This window comes from Aliidongia dinghuensis (assembly GCF_014643535.1).
GTDB classification, from domain to species: domain Bacteria; phylum Pseudomonadota; class Alphaproteobacteria; order ATCC43930; family CGMCC-115725; genus Aliidongia; species Aliidongia dinghuensis.
This window is the reverse complement of sequence record NZ_BMJQ01000012.1, coordinates 150,717-167,554: the sequence shown is the minus strand read 5'-3', so window position 1 is coordinate 167,554 and position 16,838 is coordinate 150,717. Positions and strand designations below refer to the sequence as shown.

General features: G+C 69.2%; 15 protein-coding genes and 1 pseudogene. 13 read left to right on the top strand and 3 right to left on the bottom strand.

The window, feature by feature from the left end; genetic code table 11:
• Positions 1-6: 6 nt before the first annotated feature.
• On the bottom strand, positions 7-1,950 hold the full coding sequence (locus IEY58_RS22350; RefSeq protein WP_189049934.1) for a long-chain fatty acid--CoA ligase: 1,944 nt from the start codon (positions 1,948-1,950) through the stop codon (positions 7-9).
• Complete coding sequence (locus tag IEY58_RS22345; protein ID WP_229743876.1) at positions 1,947-2,753, bottom strand: ABC transporter ATP-binding protein; 807 nt, start codon at positions 2,751-2,753, stop codon at positions 1,947-1,949. The genes IEY58_RS22350 and IEY58_RS22345 overlap by 4 nt, the downstream gene beginning before the upstream one ends.
• 515 nt (positions 2,754-3,268) lie before the next feature.
• On the opposite strand from IEY58_RS22345, the gene acnA reads away from it, so the two are divergent.
• From acnA to ccmI, 13 genes and pseudogenes are all read left to right on the top strand, one after another.
• Positions 3,269-5,971, top strand: coding sequence for an aconitate hydratase AcnA (gene acnA / locus IEY58_RS22340; RefSeq protein WP_229743875.1), 2,703 nt, complete (start codon positions 3,269-3,271; stop codon positions 5,969-5,971).
• A 145-nt stretch (positions 5,972-6,116) separates the two neighbouring features.
• Positions 6,117-6,950 (top strand): universal stress protein, encoded by an 834-nt coding sequence (locus IEY58_RS22335; protein ID WP_189049927.1) that lies wholly within the window; start codon positions 6,117-6,119, stop codon positions 6,948-6,950.
• Positions 6,951-7,013: 63 nt separating this feature from the next.
• Positions 7,014-8,078: a patatin-like phospholipase family protein gene (locus IEY58_RS22330; protein ID WP_189049925.1), complete on the top strand. Its 1,065-nt coding sequence runs from the start codon at positions 7,014-7,016 to the stop codon at positions 8,076-8,078.
• Between the two features lie 49 nt (positions 8,079-8,127).
• Positions 8,128-8,868: a DUF1223 domain-containing protein gene (locus IEY58_RS22325; RefSeq protein WP_189049923.1), complete on the top strand. Its 741-nt coding sequence runs from the start codon at positions 8,128-8,130 to the stop codon at positions 8,866-8,868.
• Between the two features lie 192 nt (positions 8,869-9,060).
• Positions 9,061-9,705 (top strand): heme ABC exporter ATP-binding protein CcmA, encoded by a 645-nt coding sequence (gene ccmA, locus IEY58_RS22320; RefSeq protein WP_189049921.1) that lies wholly within the window; start codon positions 9,061-9,063, stop codon positions 9,703-9,705.
• A 5-nt stretch (positions 9,706-9,710) separates the two neighbouring features.
• The gene (gene ccmB, locus IEY58_RS22315; RefSeq protein ID WP_189049919.1) at positions 9,711-10,373 is read left to right on the top strand and encodes a heme exporter protein CcmB; all 663 of its coding nucleotides are present in this window, start codon (positions 9,711-9,713) and stop codon (positions 10,371-10,373) included.
• 65 nt (positions 10,374-10,438) lie between these two features.
• A complete protein-coding gene (locus tag IEY58_RS22310; protein WP_189049917.1) occupies positions 10,439-11,179 on the top strand; it encodes a heme ABC transporter permease in 741 nt (246 codons plus the stop codon).
• A 10-nt stretch (positions 11,180-11,189) separates the two neighbouring features.
• A complete protein-coding gene (gene ccmD, locus IEY58_RS22305; RefSeq protein ID WP_189049915.1) occupies positions 11,190-11,366 on the top strand; it encodes a heme exporter protein CcmD in 177 nt (58 codons plus the stop codon).
• Positions 11,363-11,815 (top strand): annotated as a pseudogene (ccmE, locus tag IEY58_RS22300) (cytochrome c maturation protein CcmE); the annotation flags it as partial. The gene ccmD and the pseudogene ccmE, both read left to right, overlap by 4 nt.
• A 95-nt stretch (positions 11,816-11,910) precedes the next feature.
• Positions 11,911-13,893, top strand: a complete 1,983-nt coding sequence (locus IEY58_RS22295; RefSeq protein ID WP_189050099.1) for a heme lyase CcmF/NrfE family subunit — start codon at positions 11,911-11,913, stop codon at positions 13,891-13,893.
• Entirely contained in the window at positions 13,883-14,467 is a 585-nt protein-coding gene (locus IEY58_RS22290; protein WP_308422446.1) for a DsbE family thiol:disulfide interchange protein, read from the top strand. Before IEY58_RS22295 ends, IEY58_RS22290 begins: the two co-directional genes overlap by 11 nt.
• The gene (locus IEY58_RS22285; protein ID WP_189049911.1) at positions 14,464-14,922 is read left to right on the top strand and encodes a cytochrome c-type biogenesis protein; all 459 of its coding nucleotides are present in this window, start codon (positions 14,464-14,466) and stop codon (positions 14,920-14,922) included. The genes IEY58_RS22290 and IEY58_RS22285 overlap by 4 nt, the downstream gene beginning before the upstream one ends.
• A gap of 30 nt (positions 14,923-14,952) precedes the next feature.
• Positions 14,953-16,218, top strand: coding sequence for a c-type cytochrome biogenesis protein CcmI (gene ccmI / locus IEY58_RS22280; RefSeq protein ID WP_189049909.1), 1,266 nt, complete (start codon positions 14,953-14,955; stop codon positions 16,216-16,218).
• A 34-nt stretch (positions 16,219-16,252) separates the two neighbouring features.
• On the opposite strand, the gene IEY58_RS22275 is transcribed toward ccmI, so the two are convergent.
• Entirely contained in the window at positions 16,253-16,801 is a 549-nt protein-coding gene (locus IEY58_RS22275) for a GNAT family N-acetyltransferase (RefSeq protein ID WP_189049906.1), read from the bottom strand.
• Positions 16,802-16,838 lie beyond the last annotated feature (37 nt).

The window sequence follows — 16,838 nt, the reverse complement described above, 5'->3', positions numbered from 1 at the left end:
GGCCCCCTATTCGGCCGCCAGCGTCGAGACCGGCTCGGGCGCCAGGTTCTCGACCGTGAGCGTGGTGCGGATGCGCTGCTTGGTGCCATCCTGAAAGGTGATGGTCGTGTCGATCGGGATCGACGGGTCGCCGCGATAGATCGCCTCGATGATCGAGCCATATTTCTCGGCGATGACGCCGCGCCGGACCTTGCGCGTGCGCGTCAGTTCCCCGTCGTCGGCGTCGAGCTCCTTGTAGAGCAGGAGGAAGCGGCGGATGCGCTGGGCATCCGGCAGCGCGCGGTTGATCGCCTCGATCTCGCGCCGGATCATGCTGCGGATCTCCGGCTTGGCCGAGAGATCGCTGTAGGTCGTGAACGCGATGCGGTGCTTCTCCGCCCATTTGGAGAGGATGTCGAAGCGGATGCACACCATGGCGGCCAGGTGTGGCCGGCCGTGGCCCAGCACGACCGCCTCGGCGATGAAGGGCGAGAACTTGAGCTTGTTCTCGATGTACTGCGGCGAGAAACGGTCGCCGCCCGCGGTCGTCGCGATGTCCTTGATGCGGTCGATGACGACGAGTTGGCCCGCCTTGTTCCAATAGCCGGCATCGCCGGTCGGCATCCAGCCGGATTGCAGCGCCGCTGCACTCTCCTCCGGCTGGTTCCAATAGCCCATGAACATGTTCGGATGGCGCGTCACGATCTCGCCGACGCCGTTCTGGTCGGGCTCGCGGATCTCGACCTCGATCGTCTCGTCGAACGCGACGCCGACCGTGTCGAAATCGACCTCGCCCCTGCGATGGATCGTGTAGGCGCCGGCGAGCTCGGTCTGGCCGTAGAGCTGGCGGAGCGGCACGCCCATGGCGAGGAAGAAGCGGAACGTGTCAGGCCCGAGTGCGGCCCCGCCAGTCGCGGCCGAGCGCAGGCGCGAGAATCCCAGCCTATCCCGAAGCGCACTGAACAGCAGCATGTCGGCGGCCGGCGAGCGCCGGCCCTGGTCGAGTGCTGCCATGCCGAGCTTCAGGCCCCGGTCGAACAGCAAGCGCTTCAAGGGCGAGGCGTCCATCATGCGCGCCCTGACGTCGGCCGCGATCTGTTCCCACACGCGCGGCGCCAGCAGGATGAACGTCGGCCCGATCTCGCGCATGTCGTGCATCGTCGTCTCGGGCTCTTCGACGAAATTGACGCGCATGCGGCACAAGAGCGGTTTCACGACCGCGTAGATCTGCTCCATGATCCAGGGAAAGGGCAGGACCGAGACATATTCGTCGTCCGGCCCCTTGGGATCGACGCGGAGATAGGAAGCACAGTGGCGGATGAGGCCGCCGCCGCGCATCATCGAGAGCTTGGGATGGGAGGTGGTACCCGAAGTCGTGCACAGCACCGCGACATCGTCGGCCGTACCGGCCGCGACCGAGCGGGCGTAGAGCCCGGGATCGGCCGCCTCGGCCTCGGCCGCGCGGCGGAACAGCTCCGTCTCGGCCATCAGGCGCGGATCGTCGTATTTGCGCATGCCGCGCGGGTCGGCATAGATGATGTGCCGGACCGTGGGGATGCGCTCGCCCAACGCCAGCAGCTTGTCCGCTTGCTCCTCGTCCTCGGCCAGGATCACCCGGACGCCGGCGTGGTTGACGAGATAGGCCACCTCCTCGTCGAGCGCGTCGCGATAGATGCCGAGGCTGATGGCGCCCAGCGCATGGGCCGCGAGCTCGCCCATGAGCCAGCCCGGCCGGTTGTCGCCGATCAATCCCACGACATCGCCCCGGCCTATGCCGAGGCTCGCCAGGCCATAAGTGCGCTTCCTGACGCCGTCCTGGTACTGGCTCCAGGTGAATTCGGTCCAGAGCCCGAGCCGCTTTTCCCGGAGCGCCACATCGCGGCCGAACTGCTCGGCATTATAAGCCAGCAGCTTCGGCAGCGTGTCGCAGCGCGCGAGATCGGGCAGCGGCGGCAGGACGGAGGGTTTCATGCGGCGGCTTCCTCCGCCTCGAGGCCCGGCAGCTCCTCGCCGAGATAGGCCTTCTTCACATACTCGTCCTCGAGCACGTCGGCCGGCAGGCCCTCGGCGATCTTCCGGCCGAAGTCGAGCACCATGACCCGGTGCGAGATGTCCATGACCACGCCCATGTCATGCTCGATCATGACGATGGTCATGCCCCATTCCTCGTTGAGGTCGAGGATGTAGCGCGCCATGTCCTCCTTTTCCTCGAGGTTCATGCCGGCCATCGGCTCGTCGAGCAGCAGGAGCTTCGGCTTCAAGGCGACGGCACGGGCGAGCTCGACGCGCTTCCTCAAGCCGTAGGAGAGCGTGCCGGCGGTCGCATGGCGGACCGCCTCGATCTCGAGGAAGTCGATAATGTCCTCGACCTCGCGCCGGTGCGCGAGCTCCTCCTTCTGGGCGCCGCCCAGCCAATAGAGCGCGCCGGAGAGGAAGTTGTTTTTTAGGAGGTGGTGCCGGCCGACCATGATGTTGTCGAGCACGGACATGTGCCCGAACAGCGCCAGGTTCTGGAACGTCCGGCCGATGCCGATCGCCGCGCGCTTGTTGGGCTTCAAATGCGTGACGTCGCGGCCCAGGAGATGGATCGAGCCCGCGGTCGGGCGGTAGCGGCCGGAGATGCAGTTCAAGAGCGACGTCTTGCCGGCGCCGTTCGGCCCGATGATGGAAAAGAGCTCGCCGGACTTGACCTCGAAGCTGACGTCGGTCAGCGCCTTGACCCCGCCGAAGCGGATGGAAACGTCGCGTGCGACGAGCACCGGATCGGTTGTCACCGGAAGGTCGCCTCCCTTCGTGCCGCCTCTTTGCCGGGCGTCGGCACCTTCGCGAAAGCCGCGGGAGCCTTTGAATTCATTGAAGGTGAGCATGCGTGATGCTCTGGGGTCGGTCAAGCCGACGCGGACGCCAGTATGCACAACTGGGGCACGCCCAGCCGGATGCCTCGTTCGAAGCCATGCCGCCTCCCTGCCTGGTCCCGTCTCCGGCCGGTTCTCCGGTCTCGTGCGGGACTCTATGGCCGAGTTCTACGGGCGAATTGTGCGGGAATTATGCGGGTGCCGCAGCCGGCAGAACGATGTCCCGACAAAATGACGGCGGCCAGCCCTGGAAAAGCCCCTGGGATGCCCGATAGGAAGGGCGAAGCCCCTGTTGTTCCGGTCGCGCAACTGCGATATCAACGGGAACGCACGCCAGCTTCCGATCCCCGTGAGGGATGCGGGCGCCTTCGGCCGTCTCGCGGCCAGCGCCGCCCGCCCGCCCTCACGACATTGCCGAGCCAAAGGAGTTCGCCGTGAAATATTCCGGCCATGACACGCTGAAGACCCGTCGCCAGCTGACGGCGGGCGGGAAGACCTATGACTATTACAGCCTGCCGGCGGCGGCCGAGGCTGCGGGCCTGGGCGATATCTCCCGCCTGCCCTTCTCGCTGCGCGTGCTCCTGGAAAACCTGGTCCGGCTCGAGAACGGCCGGACCGTGTCGGTCGACGACGTCAAGGCCGTGGGCCAGTGGCTCAAGGACAAGACCTCGACCCGCGAGATCGCATTCCGCCCGGCGCGCGTGCTGATGCAGGACTTCACCGGCGTGCCGGCGGTCTGCGATCTGGCCGCCATGCGCCAGGCGATGGTCAACCTGGGCGGCGACCCGGAGAAGATCAACCCGCTGTCGCCGGTCGACCTCGTCATCGACCATTCGGTCATGGTCGATTATTTCGGCTCGCCCAAGGCGTTCGAGGAGAACGTCGACCTCGAGTTCGAGCGCAACGGCGAGCGCTATTCCTTCCTGCGCTGGGGCCAGGACGCGTTCGACAATTTCCGCGTCGTGCCGCCGGGCACCGGCATCTGCCACCAGGTCAACCTCGAGTACCTGGCCCAGGCCGTCTGGGTCGGCAAGGAGGATGACGGCACGCTGGTGGCCTATCCGGACACGCTCGTCGGCACCGACAGCCACACCACCATGGTGAACGGCATGGCGGTCCTAGGCTGGGGCGTCGGCGGCATCGAGGCCGAGGCGGCCATGCTGGGCCAGCCGATCTCGATGGTGCTGCCCGAGGTCGTGGGCTTCAAGCTGTCGGGCAAGCTCCGCGAGGGGGCGACCGCAACCGACCTGGTGCTGACCGTGACCCAGATGCTGCGCAAGAAGGGCGTCGTCGGCCGGTTCGTCGAGTTCTTCGGGCCCGGCATCAGCGCGCTCTCCGTCGCCGACCGCGCCACGATCGGCAACATGGCGCCGGAATATGGTGCGACCTGCGGCTTCTTCCCGATCGACGCCGAGACGATCAAGTACCTGACCTTCTCCGGCCGCGACGCCGACCGGGTGGCGCTCGTCGAGGCCTATGCCAAGGCCCAGGGCATGTGGCGCGATGACGCGACGCCGGACCCGGTCTTCACCGACACGCTCGAGCTCGACCTTTCGACCGTCGAGCCGTCCTTGGCCGGCCCGCGCCGCCCGCAGGACAAGGTGCTGCTGTCGGCCGCGGCCCCCTCGTTCAAGACCGAGCTGCCGAAGCTCGCCAACACCGAGGACCCGGCCAAGCTTGCGAAGCAGGTCAAGGTCGACGGCACCAACTACGAGATCGGCCACGGCAGCGTGGTGATCGCGGCGATCACGAGCTGCACCAATACGTCGAACCCGTCGGTCATGCTGGCCGCCGGCCTCGTCGCGCGCAACGCGGCCGCCAAGGGCCTGACGGTCAAGCCGTGGGTCAAGACCTCGCTCGCCCCCGGCAGCCAGGTCGTGACCGAGTACCTGGCTCAGTCCGGCCTCGACAAGGAGCTCGACAAGCTGGGATTCAACCTGGTCGGCTACGGCTGCACCACCTGCATCGGCAATTCCGGCCCGCTGCCCGACCCGATCGCCAAGGCGGTCGAGGAGGGCGACCTGACGGTTGCCGCCGTGCTGTCGGGCAACCGCAACTTCGAAGGCCGCATCAGCCCGCACGTGCGCGCGAACTACCTGGCCTCGCCGCCGCTGGTCGTGGCCTACGCGCTCGCCGGCTCGATGAACATCGACCTGACCAAGGACCCGATCGGCACCGGCTCGGACGGCAAGCCGGTCTACCTGAAAGACATCTGGCCGTCGAACGAGGAGATCGCGGACACGGTCCACAAGAACCTGACGTCCAAGATGTTCAAGTCGCGCTACGCCGACGTGTTCAAGGGCCCGGCGGCGTGGCAGAAGATCGAGACCGCGACCGGCAAGACCTACAAGTGGGTCGAGGGCTCGACCTACATCGCGCACCCGCCGTTCTTCGAGAACATGCCGAAGGAGCCGGCGCCGGTCTCCGACGTCAAGGGCGCCAAGCTCTTGGCCATCCTCGGCGACTCGATCACGACCGACCACATCTCGCCGGCCGGCTCGATCAAGAAGGACGGCCCGGCGGGCCAGTACCTGCTGGGCTACCAGGTGCGTCCGGCCGACTTCAACAGCTACGGCTCGCGCCGCGGCAACCACGAGGTCATGATGCGTGGCACGTTCGCCAACGTGCGCATCAAGAACGAGCTGGTGCCGGGCGTCGAAGGCGGCGTCACCAAGAAGAACGGCAAGGTCGAGTCGATCTATGACGCGGCGATGGAGTACCAGAAGGAAGGCACGCCGCTGGTCATCTTCGCCGGCAAGGAATACGGCACCGGCTCGTCGCGCGACTGGGCGGCCAAGGGCACCCGGCTGCTCGGCGTCAAGGCGGTCATCGCCGAGAGCTTCGAGCGCATCCACCGCTCGAACCTGGTCGGCATGGGCATCCTGCCGCTCGTGTTCAAGGATGGCATGACGCGCCAGACCCTGAAGCTCGACGGCACCGAGACGGTCGACATCACCGGCGTCGAGAAAGGCATCAAGCCGGGCATGGACGTCGCCTGCACGATCACCCGCGCCGACGGCTCCAAGACCGACGTCACGCTGAAGTGCCGGATCGATACCCTCGACGAAGTCGAGTACTACCGCCACGGCGGCATCCTGCACTACGTGCTGCGCAACATGATGAAGGACGCCGCCTGATCAAAGGCTTGCGGCCTTCATTCTGACGGAGATCGGCCGGGGCGGCGACGCCCCGGCCGTTTTCTTTTGGGGCGTTCTCCGCCGTGGCGTACCATATGCGGTGTTCAAGCGTTGGTATCGTGACATCCCTTCGGAGGATCGAACCATGCTCAAAGACATCCTGGTCCATGTCGACGGCGGCAGGGCGGCGGAATGGCGCGTCGAGGCTGCGGCTGCACTGGCCGAGGCAGGCGAAGGCCATCTGGTCGGGCTGCATATCGCGTCGACGGCCGAGGAGATGCCCTGGATCGAGGGCTACGCCACCGAAATGGTGATCCGCTACGCCGCCGAACGGGCCGAGGCGGACCGGGCGCGGGCGCGCGAACTGTTCGACCGCCAGGTCGCCGGCCGGGCGATCGGCCGCGAATGGCGCGAGGCGAGCGGGCTTGCCGACCGGACGGTGACGCAGCACGGCCGCTATGCCGACCTCATCGTGCTGGGCCAGAGCGAGCCGCAGGCGGCGCCATTCAGCTCGACACCGGGCTTGGCCGAGCATGTGCCGCTGTCGGCCGGCCGGCCGTGCCTCATCATGCCCTACGCCGGCCGGTTCCCCTCGCTCGGCCGACGCGTGCTCGTCGCCTGGGACGGCGGCCGTGAGGCGGCGCGCGCAGTCGGCGACGCCATGCCGCTTCTGACCCGGGCCGAACGGGTCACGATCGTCACGGTCGGCGACAAGCTGCAGAGCGGCGGCTCGGCGACGCAAGGGGCGGCGGCACTCGCCGCCCATCTCGCCCGCCACAACGTCGCCGCCGAGGCGCGCAACGACGGCGGCGGCACCATCGCCGTGCCCGATCTGCTGCTGTCGCTGGCGGCGGACCTGTCGTCCGATCTCCTGGTCATGGGCGCCTACGGCCACAGCCGCCTGCGCGAGTTGATCATGGGCGGCGTCACGCGCGCGATCCTCGACCACATGACCCTGCCGGTACTGATGTCACATTGACGGCCCAACATCAGCCCCGAGCCAGCATCTTTCCAGGGATCACCGCCGAGGAAGGAAAGCCGGATGGCCAAGTCGCGCCGCCAGACCGCCTGGGTCGTCGATCAGCTGGGCCGTTGGATCAGGCCGGGCAAGCCCGCCGCCGAACCCGAGCATGAGGAACCCCAGCCCAAACCATCGGCCGGCCGCCGAAGGCTGGCCCTGGGCCTGCAGGGCGGCGGCGCGCTCGGCGCCTTCACTTGGGGCGTGCTCGACCGCCTGCTCGAAGAGCCGGACCTGCCGCTTAGTGCCGTGAGCGGCGCCAGCGCCGGTGCCGTCAACGGCGTGACGCTCATCAGCAACTGGGTGCTGGGCGGCCCCGAGGCGGCGCGCCTCGGCCTCGAACGGGTATGGCGGCGACTCTCCGAAAAGGCGAGCTTCGCCCGGCCGAGCTGGCTGCCGGGGCTCGGCCAGTCGGCCGGCGCGGTGGCGCTCGATGTCACCTCGCGCCTGTTCTCGCCCTATCAGCTGAACCCGCTCGACGTGAACCCGCTGCGCGAGGTGCTGGCCGAGGAGGTGAATTTCGCCGTCCTCGCCGACGCGGCGGCGCCGGAGCTGATCATCGCCGCGACACGAATCCGCGACGGCGAGCCGCGCCTGTTCCGCCGCGGCGAAATCACGCTCGACGCGGTCATCGCGTCCGCCTGCCTGCCGTTCATCCACCAGGCGGTCGAGATCGAGGGCGAGGCCTATTGGGACGGCGGCTATTCGCTCAATCCGCCGCTCAAAGCGCTCATCGAAGGCAAGCCGCCGGACGATCTGCTGGTCGTCCAGCTGAACCCGGTCGAGCACGACGGCCTGCCGACGAGCGCCCGGGAGATCGCGCAGCGGCTGAACCAGATCGTGTTCAACCGGCCGCTCATCGAGGAATGGGCGGCGCTCGCACCCGACGCCGCGGCCGGGCGCTTCCGGCTGCACCGGCTGGTCATCGAGACCGACGGTGCGCCGCCGGGCAGCGCGCTCGATCTCGACTGGACGTTCCTGACGGCGCTCCGCGACCAGGGCCGGGCCCAGGCCCAGGACTGGCTCGACGGTGGCGGCCTACATCAAGGGAAAGACGGGCAAGGGAAAGACAGGCTCACCCGAACGTGACCGGAGTTGACTGGCGCCGGCGGCGGGGCCGGCGCCTAATCCTCCCATCATGACCATGCTTCGCCGCCTCGCGCTCTTCGCCGCCGGTTTCGCCCTCGCCGGCTCTGCCCGCATTCACCAGGTCGACGCCCAGAGCGACCCGGGCGCCGGCCAGGGCGCGCGGCCGGTGCTGATCGAGCTCTTCACCTCGCAGGGCTGCAATTCCTGCCCGCCGGCGGACGCGCTCCTGGGCGAGCTCGCGCGCCGGCCGGGCGTGTTGGCGCTCGCGTTCCATGTTGACTACTGGAACGGGCTCGGCTGGCGCGACCCGTTCTCGAGTGCCACCGCGACCGCCCGGCAGAACGACTATGCGCGCCGGCTCGGCAAGCGCTCGATCTACACGCCGCAGCTCGTCGTCGACGGGGCGGCCGACGCGGTCGGGTCCGACCGGGAGAATATCCTGGCCCTCATCAACTCGGCACGGCGCCGGGCCGACGCCGGCCCCGCCATCGACATCCGTACCGACGACAAGGGCGGCCGCACGGTCCGGATCGGCGCGGGCGACGCGGTCCAGGCCGATGTCTGGCTCGCCGGCTACGACCGGAGCCACGTGACGCCGGTCGGGCGCGGCGAGAACGGTGGGCGGACACTGACCGAATACCAGGTCGTGCGCTCGCTGGTGCGTCTTGGCGAGTGGAACGGCACGGCCGCCGAATATCCGATGCCGAATGTCGAGGCCGAGGGCGCCATCCTGTTCGTCCAACCCGTGGCACCCGGCCCGATCCTGGCCGCCAGGGACTTGGCGGGGTAAGGGCTGACTGCCCCTCGCCCGCGCGGGCGGGAGAGGGAAGGGGCCCGACCCTCGCGCTCGGCACCCTCTCCCGCTTCCGCGGGCGAGGGTTTGCAGCGTTTTCGCGACAAATGCCGCCGCCGATGGTATGAGTTCCGCCCTTTTTCCCGCGGGCGGGCCCATGCACATCGACAGGCTTATCGGACGGAGCGCATGCGGCTGAGCGCCGAGAGCCTGTCTGGGGTCCGGGGCGAGCGGCCACTGTTCAGCAGCCTCGGCTTCGCGCTCGAGCCGGGCGACGCGCTGGTGCTGACCGGGCCGAACGGCAGCGGCAAGTCGAGCCTGCTGCGCCTCGTCGCGGGCTTCGGCCGTCCGACCGCCGGCACGCTCCGCTGGAACGGTGCGCCGATCGCGGACGATCTCGAGAGCTACCAGCGCGTCCTGCATTTCGTCGGCCATCAGGAGGCATTGAAGCCGGCCTTGACCGCGCGCGAGACCCTGCGCTTCTGGGCCGATCTCGCAGGCCGGCCGCTCGACGACACGCTGGGTCCACTCACAACCATGGGCCTGGCCCGCGCCGCGGCGCAGCCCTGCCGGTTTCTGTCGTCCGGCCAGCGCCGGCGCCTGGCGCTCGCCCGCCTCATCGCCTGGCAGGCGCCACTCTGGCTTTTGGACGAACCGACGGTCGGGCTCGACGACGAGGCGCTGGCGCTCGTGACCGACCTCATCGAACGGCATCGGGCCCGGGGCGGCATCGTGCTGCTCGCGACCCACCAGCCGCTGGCGCTCGCCCGGGCGCGGCACCTGTCGATCGCCGATTTCCCGCCGGCCCGGCCGGCCGCCGCGACCGCCTGGTGATTTGGATGAGCGGCTTTCGCGCCCTGCTGCTGCGCGACCTGCGCCTGGCGTTCCGCCAGGGCGGCGACGGGCTGATGGCAGTGATCTTCTTCGTGCTGGCCGCCCTGCTTTTCCCGTTCGGGCTCGGACCCGAGCCCGAGGCGCTGGCGCGCGACGCGGTCGGCATCGTCTGGGTCATGGCGCTGCTCGCCTCGCTGCTGGCGCTTGACCGGCTGTTCCAGGGCGATTGGGAGGACGGCACGCTCGACCTCATGGCCCTTTCGCCGCTGCCGCTCGAGCTCGCGGTGCTCGCGAAGGCGCTCGCCCATTGGCTCTTGAGCGGCCTGCCGCTTTTGGTCGCGGCGCCGATCGTCGCCTCCATGCTGCAGTTCGACGCTGCGAGCCTGCCGCGCCTCGTCCTGGCGCTGGCGCTCGGCACGCCGACCCTGAGCCTCCTGGGCGCGGTCGGTGCGGCGCTGACCTTGGGCGCCCGGCGCGCGGCGGTGCTGGTCTCGCTGCTGGTCCTGCCGCTCGAGATCCCCGTGCTGATCTTCGGCGTGGCGGCGGCCGACCCGGCTGGAATAGGCGACGGCTTGACCCATGTCATGGTACTGGGTGCGCTCTTGGCGTTGGCTCTGCCACTCTGCCCATGGGCGGCGGCGGCGGCCCTGCGACAAGCGCTGGAATAGCGCCGGCCGCCAAGAACACCGATAAATGCAAGAGCGCCGACAAAGAATGCGGTAGAAGACAGTCGATGCATCGTTTCGCCAACCCCGCCCGCTTCATGCGCTTGAGTGAGCCCGCGCTGCCTTGGCTCGCCACCGCGACCGCGCTCTTGCTTGGCGTTGGGCTCGTGCTGGCGCTCTTCGTAGCGCCGCCCGACTATCAGCAGGGCGAGAGCGTGCGCATCATGTTCATCCATGTGCCGTCGGCCTGGATGGCGATGTGCGCCTATACCAGCCTGGCGGCGGCGAGCGCCTGCGCGCTCATCTGGCGCCATCCCTTGGCCGAGATCGCCGCCGAGGAGACAGCGCCCTTGGGCGCCACCTTCACCGGGCTCTGCCTCGTCTCGGGCTCGCTCTGGGGCCAGCCCATGTGGGGCACCTGGTGGGCATGGGACGCGCGCATGACCTCGGTCCTGGTGCTGTTCTTCCTCTATCTGGGATACATGGCGCTCTCGAGCGCGTTCGACGACCCGGTCCGCGGTCGGCGCGCGGCGGCGATCCTGGCGCTCGTCGGCTTCGTCAACGTGCCGATCATCAAGTTCTCGGTCGACTGGTGGAACACGCTGCACCAGCCGGCGAGCGTGCTGCGCATGGGCGGCCCGACCATCGACCCGTCGCTGCTCTGGCCGCTCCTGGTCATGGGGCTCGCCTTCACCCTGCTGTTCGCGACGCTGCTCGTCGTGCGCATGCGCGCGGCCTTGATCGAGCGCAAGATCCGCGCGCTTGAAGTGACGCAGCTGGAAGCGGCGGATTCGCGGGTGTTCGGATGACGGTGTTCGGATGACGGGCCTTGCGACCTGGGCCGCCATGGGCGGCTACGCAATCTTCGTCTGGCCCGCCTACGGCATTGCCGCTGCGGCACTCGGCCTCGTGGCGACCCTGTCGATCCGGCGGTATCGCATGGCGCAGCGCCGCCTCGCCCAGATCACGGGTGAGCGCCGCGGGGAGGATCGATGACCCGTAAACGCCGCCGCCTGATCTTCGTGCTGGCCGGCATGACCTGCCTCGGCATCGCGACGGCGCTCGTGCTGAACGCGTTCGACGACAATCTCGTGTTCTTCTACAGCCCGACCGACCTCGTGCAGAAGCATCCGGGCACAACCAAGCGCTTGCGCATCGGCGGGCTGGTCGAGACCGGCAGCCTGGTCACCTCCGACGGCGGCAAGCGTTTCCAGTTCAAGGTGACCGACGGCAAGACCGACCTCGCGGTAAGCTACGTCGGCGTGGCGCCGGCGCTGTTCCGCGAGGGCCAGGGCGTGGTCGCCGAGGGTAAGCTTGCGCCGGACGGCAGCTTCACGGCCGCGACCCTGCTGGCCAAGCACGACGAGAAATACATGCCGCCCGAGGTCGCGGCCGCGCTCAAGAAATCCGGCGAATGGCGCCCGGATGCCGAGGCGGCGGCGCCCGGTGCCGCCAGCCCGCCGGCGCAATCGATGACCGTGCAGCCGGTGAACGCCCCGGTGAACGCCCCGGTGACCAGCCGGGGGACCAGCAAGCCATGATGATCGCCGAGCTCGGCCATTTCGCGCTGATCCTGGCGCTCTTGATCGCGATCGTGCAGGCGATCCTGCCGATGGCGGGAGCGCAGTTGGGCCGCCGGCCGCTCATGGACGTGGCGCCGATGGCGGCACTGCTGCAGTTCGGCGCGGTCGCGATCGCGTTCGGCGCCCTCGTCCACGCCTATGTCACGTCGGACTTCTCGCTGAAGAACGTGGTCGAGAACAGCCACTCGCTGAAGCCGCTCATCTACAAGGTGACCGGCGTCTGGGGCAACCACGAGGGCTCCATGCTGCTGTGGGCGCTGATCCTGACGCTCTACGGCGCCGCCGTCGCCGCCTTCGGCCGCAACCTGCCGCCGGCGTTGAAGGCGCGCGTGCTCTCGGTTCACGGCATGATCGGTGTCGGCTTCTTGGCCTTCATCCTGTTCACGTCGAACCCGTTCCTGCGTGTGCTGCCGGTGCCGCCGGACGGCCAGGGGCTGAACCCGATCCTGCAGGACCCGGGCCTGGCGTTCCATCCGCCGTTCCTGTACCTCGGCTACGTCGGCTTCTCGATGGCCTTTTCCTTTGCGGTCGCGGCCCTGATCGAGGGCCGGGTCGACGCCGCCTGGGCGCGCTGGGTCCGGCCCTGGACGCTGCTGGCCTGGTGCGCCTTGACGCTCGGCATCTGCCTCGGCAGCTGGTGGGCGTACTATGAGCTCGGCTGGGGCGGCTGGTGGGCGTGGGACCCGGTCGAGAATGCGTCCTTCATGCCGTGGCTTTCGGGCACGGCGCTCCTGCATTCGGCGATCGTGGTCGAGAAGCGCGACACGCTCAAAGGCTGGACCCTGTTCCTCGCCATCGTCACCTTCTCGCTCTCGCTGCTCGGCACCTTCCTCGTGCGCTCGGGCGTGCTGTCCTCGGTCCACGCCTTCGCGGTCGACCCGGCGCGCGGCGCCTTCATCCTGGCGCTGCTGGTCATTGCGATCGGCGGCTCGCTCACGCTGTTCGCGGTTCGCGCACCGGCGCTGCGCGCGACCGGCAGCTTCGCGCCGATCAGCCGCGAATCGGCACTGGTGCTGAACAACCTGCTGCTCGCGACCGCGGCGCTCACCGTGTTCCTCGGCACGCTCTATCCCCTGTTCCTCGACGTGATCGGCGGCGACAAGGTCTCGGTGGGATCTCCCTATTACAACGCGACCTTCGTGCCGCTGATGGTGCCGCTCATCGTCACCATGGCGGCCGGGCCGCTCCTGACATGGAAGCGCGCGGATCTCGCCGGCGTCTTGGCCCGGCTCCGGCTTGCCTTTGGTGCCACCGTCGCGGTCGCCATCGCCATGGTCGCGCTGACGAAGGGCCATGAGGCGGTGGCGCCGTTTGGCATGGCGCTCGCTGCCTGGCTGCTCGTCGGCACGCTCGCGGAATTCGCCGAGCGCATCCGCCTGTTTCGGGCGCCCTGGAGCGTCGTCATGAACCGGCTCGTCCATGTGCCGCGCGCGGCCATCGGCATGACCGTGGCCCATGCGGGCCTGGCCGTGACCATCGCCGGCATCACGATTGCGAGCGGCTGGCAGCAGGAGGCGATCCAGACCGTGAAGCCGGGCGGCAGTATCGCGCTCGCCGGCGACACCTATCGCTTCGAGCGGGTCGATCCCGTGCCCGGCCCGAACTATTCGGCGGAAGAGGCGACGGTCACCATAAGCCACGATGGGCAGGTCTTCGCCACGGTCCATCCGTCGCGCAAGACCTATCCGCTGCAGCGCATGACGACGACCGACGTTGCGATCCACACCGACGGCTTGAGCGACAAATATGTCGTGCTGGGCGACCCGCAGCCGGACGGCGGCTGGATCTTCCGGCTCTACTACAACCCGCTGGTGCCGTGGGTCTGGTTCGGCGCCGTCATCATGGTCGTGGGCGGCGGCCTGTCCTTGAGCGACCGTCGGCTCAGGATCGGCGCGCCGGTCCGCCGCGTCCGCCGAGCGGAGGCCGAGCTTGTCGCCTGAGACGTCACCGGCGCCGGCCGCGACTCAGCCGACAAACGGCATGGGCCGGCGCCTCCTGTTCCTGCTGCCGGTCGCAGCCTTTGCCGCCCTCGTGGGCGTGTTCGCGCTGGGCTTGGGCCATGATCCGACCGCGCTCAAGTCGGCGATGATCGATAAGCCGGCGCCCGCCTTCACTCTGCCGCCGATCCTCGAGGATCGGCCGGGCCTCGCGCGCGCCGACCTCGGCGGCAAGCCGGTGCTGGTCAATTTCTTCGCGTCCTGGTGCGCGCCCTGCCGCGTCGAGCACCCGACGCTGACCGGCCTCGCCGCCTCCGGCGTGCCGGTCTATGGCGTTGCTTACAAAGACAAGCCACAGGACGCCCGCCGCTTCCTCGGCGACCTTGGCAACCCGTACCAGCGCATCGGTCTCGATCTCGACGGGCGCACGGCGATCGACTTCGGCGTCTATGGCGTGCCCGAGACCTTCATCCTCGATCGCGACGGGCGCATCCGCTACCGCTATGCCGGCGCGCTCACCGATTCCGTGCTGAAGACCGAGATCCTGCCGCGGCTCGAGGCGCTGTCGGCCCAATGACCACCCGGCTCACCCTTGCTCTGTTGCTGTTGCTCGCCGCCGCCGGGCCGGCGCTCGCGGTCAATCCGGACGAGCGGCTCGCCGACCCGGTGCTGGAGGCGCGCGCCCGGGCCCTCAGCAAGGAGCTGCGCTGCCTCGTGTGCCAGAACGAGTCGATCGACGATTCCAACGCCGACCTCGCCCATGACCTGCGCGTGCTGGTGCGCGAGCGGCTCACGGCCGGCGACACGAATGCACAGGTGCTGGCCTACCTGCAGGCACGCTACGGCAATTTCGTGCTGCTGAAGCCGCCGGTCGACCCGGCCACCTGGGTCCTGTGGTTCGGGCCGGCCGTCGCCTTGGCCATCGGTGCCGCCGTCGTGATACAGCGCCGCCGCGCTCAGCCGGCGCCGCCGGCGCCGCTCACGTCCGAGGAACGCGCCCGCGTCGATCTGCTGCTGGCGGACGACAAATGATCTGGCCCACCAAATGATCGGGCCCGACAAATGATCTGGCTGTGGGTGGTGCTGGCGCTCATGACCGGCGGCGTGCTGGCGGGCCTGCTCAGGCCGTTGCTGCGCGTGAACGCGGCGGCCGTGGCGCGCGCCGACTTCGACATCGCCGTCTATCGCGACCAGCTGGACGAGCTTCGCCGTGACGAAGAGCGCGGCACGCTCAGCGCCAGCGAGGCGGCGGCGGCCTGGCTCGAAATCGAGCGCCGGCTGCTCGCCGCGACCGCCAAGGCCGAGGCGCCGCCGCCGGCGCCCCGCCCGGCCCGGTTTGCCGCGATCCTTGTCATGCTGACCCTGCCGATCGCCGCGGTCGGACTCTATCTGGCGCTGGGCGAGCCGGACATGCCGGACCAGCCGCTGGCATCCCGGTCGGCCGAGCGGGCGCTGCTCGCAGAGGACGGCACGCTCGACCCAGCCAAGGTCAAGGTGGCGCTCGAAGCGCGGCTCAAGGCCGATCCGGAGAGCCTCGACGGCTGGCTGCTGCTAGCGCGGACCGACGCCAGCCTCGGCGCGTGGGACGACGGCAAGGCGGCCTACGAAAAGGCGATGGCCATGTCGAAGGACCGGCCCGACGTGATGGAGGGCTATGCCGAGCTGCTGGTGGGATCCGCCCAAGGCCAGGTGACCGATCCGGCCATGGACCTGTTCACCCGCGCCGTCGCCGCCGACCACAACCGGATCAAGGCGCGCTACTACCTGGCGCTCTCCGCTGCCCAGCATGGCGATCTGCCGCAGGCGATCGCGGGCTGGAAGGCGCTCGAGGCGGATGCGCCCGCGGGCGCGCCCTGGCGCGCGACGGTGACGGAAATGCGCGAGGAGGCCGAGCGCCGGCTCGCCGGTGGTGCGCCCGATGCCAGCCCCAGCCCATCGACCGACCCGGGCGGGCCCCGCGACTCGGCCGCGGCACAGATCGCGAAGCTGCCGCCGGGCGAGCAGGGTCAAGCGATCCGCGGCATGGTCGAGGGGCTGGCGGCGCGGCTCGAGGCCCATCCGGACGATCTTGCCGGCTGGCAGCGCCTGGCGCGCGCCTATGTCGTGCTGGGCGAGGGGCAAAAGGCGGAAGCGGCCTATCGCCAGGTGTTGCAGCGCGACCCGAAGCAGCCCGATGCGCTCTGGCAATTGGGCCTGGCCGCGGCCGCGACCGGGCGGACGCAGGAGGCAGCCGACCACTGGAAGACCCTGCTCGACCAATTGCCGCCGGGCTCCCCGGAAGCCGGCCGGGTGCAGAAGGCGATCGAGCAGCTGCAGGCGGCCAAATGACGGACCGATCGATCCGCCTTCAGTCGACCTGCCGTTAATCGATCCGGCTGCGGGCGCCGGCCGCGCGTCGGACGGCATCGGCGAGATCGGGCCAGCCGTAGGCGACGGCCGGGACGCCGAACGAGCCCATGTCGAGCAGCCGGTCGGCGACGCGGCGTCCGCCGACCCGTTCATAGAAATAGCGGGATGGGTTGGCGGCCAGCACCCAGAGCATGGCGGAACCGAGGCCGCCGCGGATCATGCGCTGGAACAGTGCCACCAACAGCTGCCGGCCGACGCCCTGGCCCTGGTAGTCGGGTGCCACATAGAGCGTGAAGATCTCGCCGGCATAGGGCAGCAGCGTCTCGCGCTGGGGGCCGCAGCTGCCGAACCCCAGAACATGCTCCCGCTCGTCAACCGCGATGAGCGTGTCGCCCGGCCGATGGGCGATGAAGCGGGACCATTGGCGCGCGCGCTGGCGCGGGTCGAGCGCCATCAGGAGATTGTCGGGCAGCATGCCCGGATATGTCGTCTGCCAGGTCTCGACATCGACCTTTGCAATCGCCTGGATGTCCGTCGCCCGGGCTGATCTGATCGACCACATGCACGTCTCCCTCGGTCGACGGCCGCTTGGAGAATGA

Excerpts from the sequence above, each read along its gene's own strand:
- IEY58_RS22310 (WP_189049917.1), top strand. The coding sequence starts at position 10,439 with ATGCATCGTTTCGCCAACCCCGCCCGCTTCATGCGCTTGAGTGAGCCC.
- IEY58_RS22295 (WP_189050099.1), top strand. The coding sequence starts at position 11,911 with ATGATCGCCGAGCTCGGCCATTTCGCGCTGATCCTGGCGCTCTTGATC.
- ccmB (WP_189049919.1), top strand. The coding sequence starts at position 9,711 with ATGAGCGGCTTTCGCGCCCTGCTGCTGCGCGACCTGCGCCTGGCGTTC.
- IEY58_RS22275 (WP_189049906.1), bottom strand. The coding sequence starts at position 16,801 with ATGTGGTCGATCAGATCAGCCCGGGCGACGGACATCCAGGCGATTGCA.
- IEY58_RS22325 (WP_189049923.1), top strand. The coding sequence starts at position 8,128 with ATGACCATGCTTCGCCGCCTCGCGCTCTTCGCCGCCGGTTTCGCCCTC.
- IEY58_RS22335 (WP_189049927.1), top strand. The coding sequence starts at position 6,117 with ATGCTCAAAGACATCCTGGTCCATGTCGACGGCGGCAGGGCGGCGGAA.
- IEY58_RS22285 (WP_189049911.1), top strand. The coding sequence starts at position 14,464 with ATGACCACCCGGCTCACCCTTGCTCTGTTGCTGTTGCTCGCCGCCGCC.
- IEY58_RS22330 (WP_189049925.1), top strand. The coding sequence starts at position 7,014 with ATGGCCAAGTCGCGCCGCCAGACCGCCTGGGTCGTCGATCAGCTGGGC.
- ccmI (WP_189049909.1), top strand. The coding sequence starts at position 14,953 with ATGATCTGGCTGTGGGTGGTGCTGGCGCTCATGACCGGCGGCGTGCTG.
- IEY58_RS22350 (WP_189049934.1), bottom strand. The coding sequence starts at position 1,950 with ATGAAACCCTCCGTCCTGCCGCCGCTGCCCGATCTCGCGCGCTGCGAC.
- ccmA (WP_189049921.1), top strand. The coding sequence starts at position 9,061 with ATGCGGCTGAGCGCCGAGAGCCTGTCTGGGGTCCGGGGCGAGCGGCCA.
- ccmD (WP_189049915.1), top strand. The coding sequence starts at position 11,190 with ATGACGGGCCTTGCGACCTGGGCCGCCATGGGCGGCTACGCAATCTTC.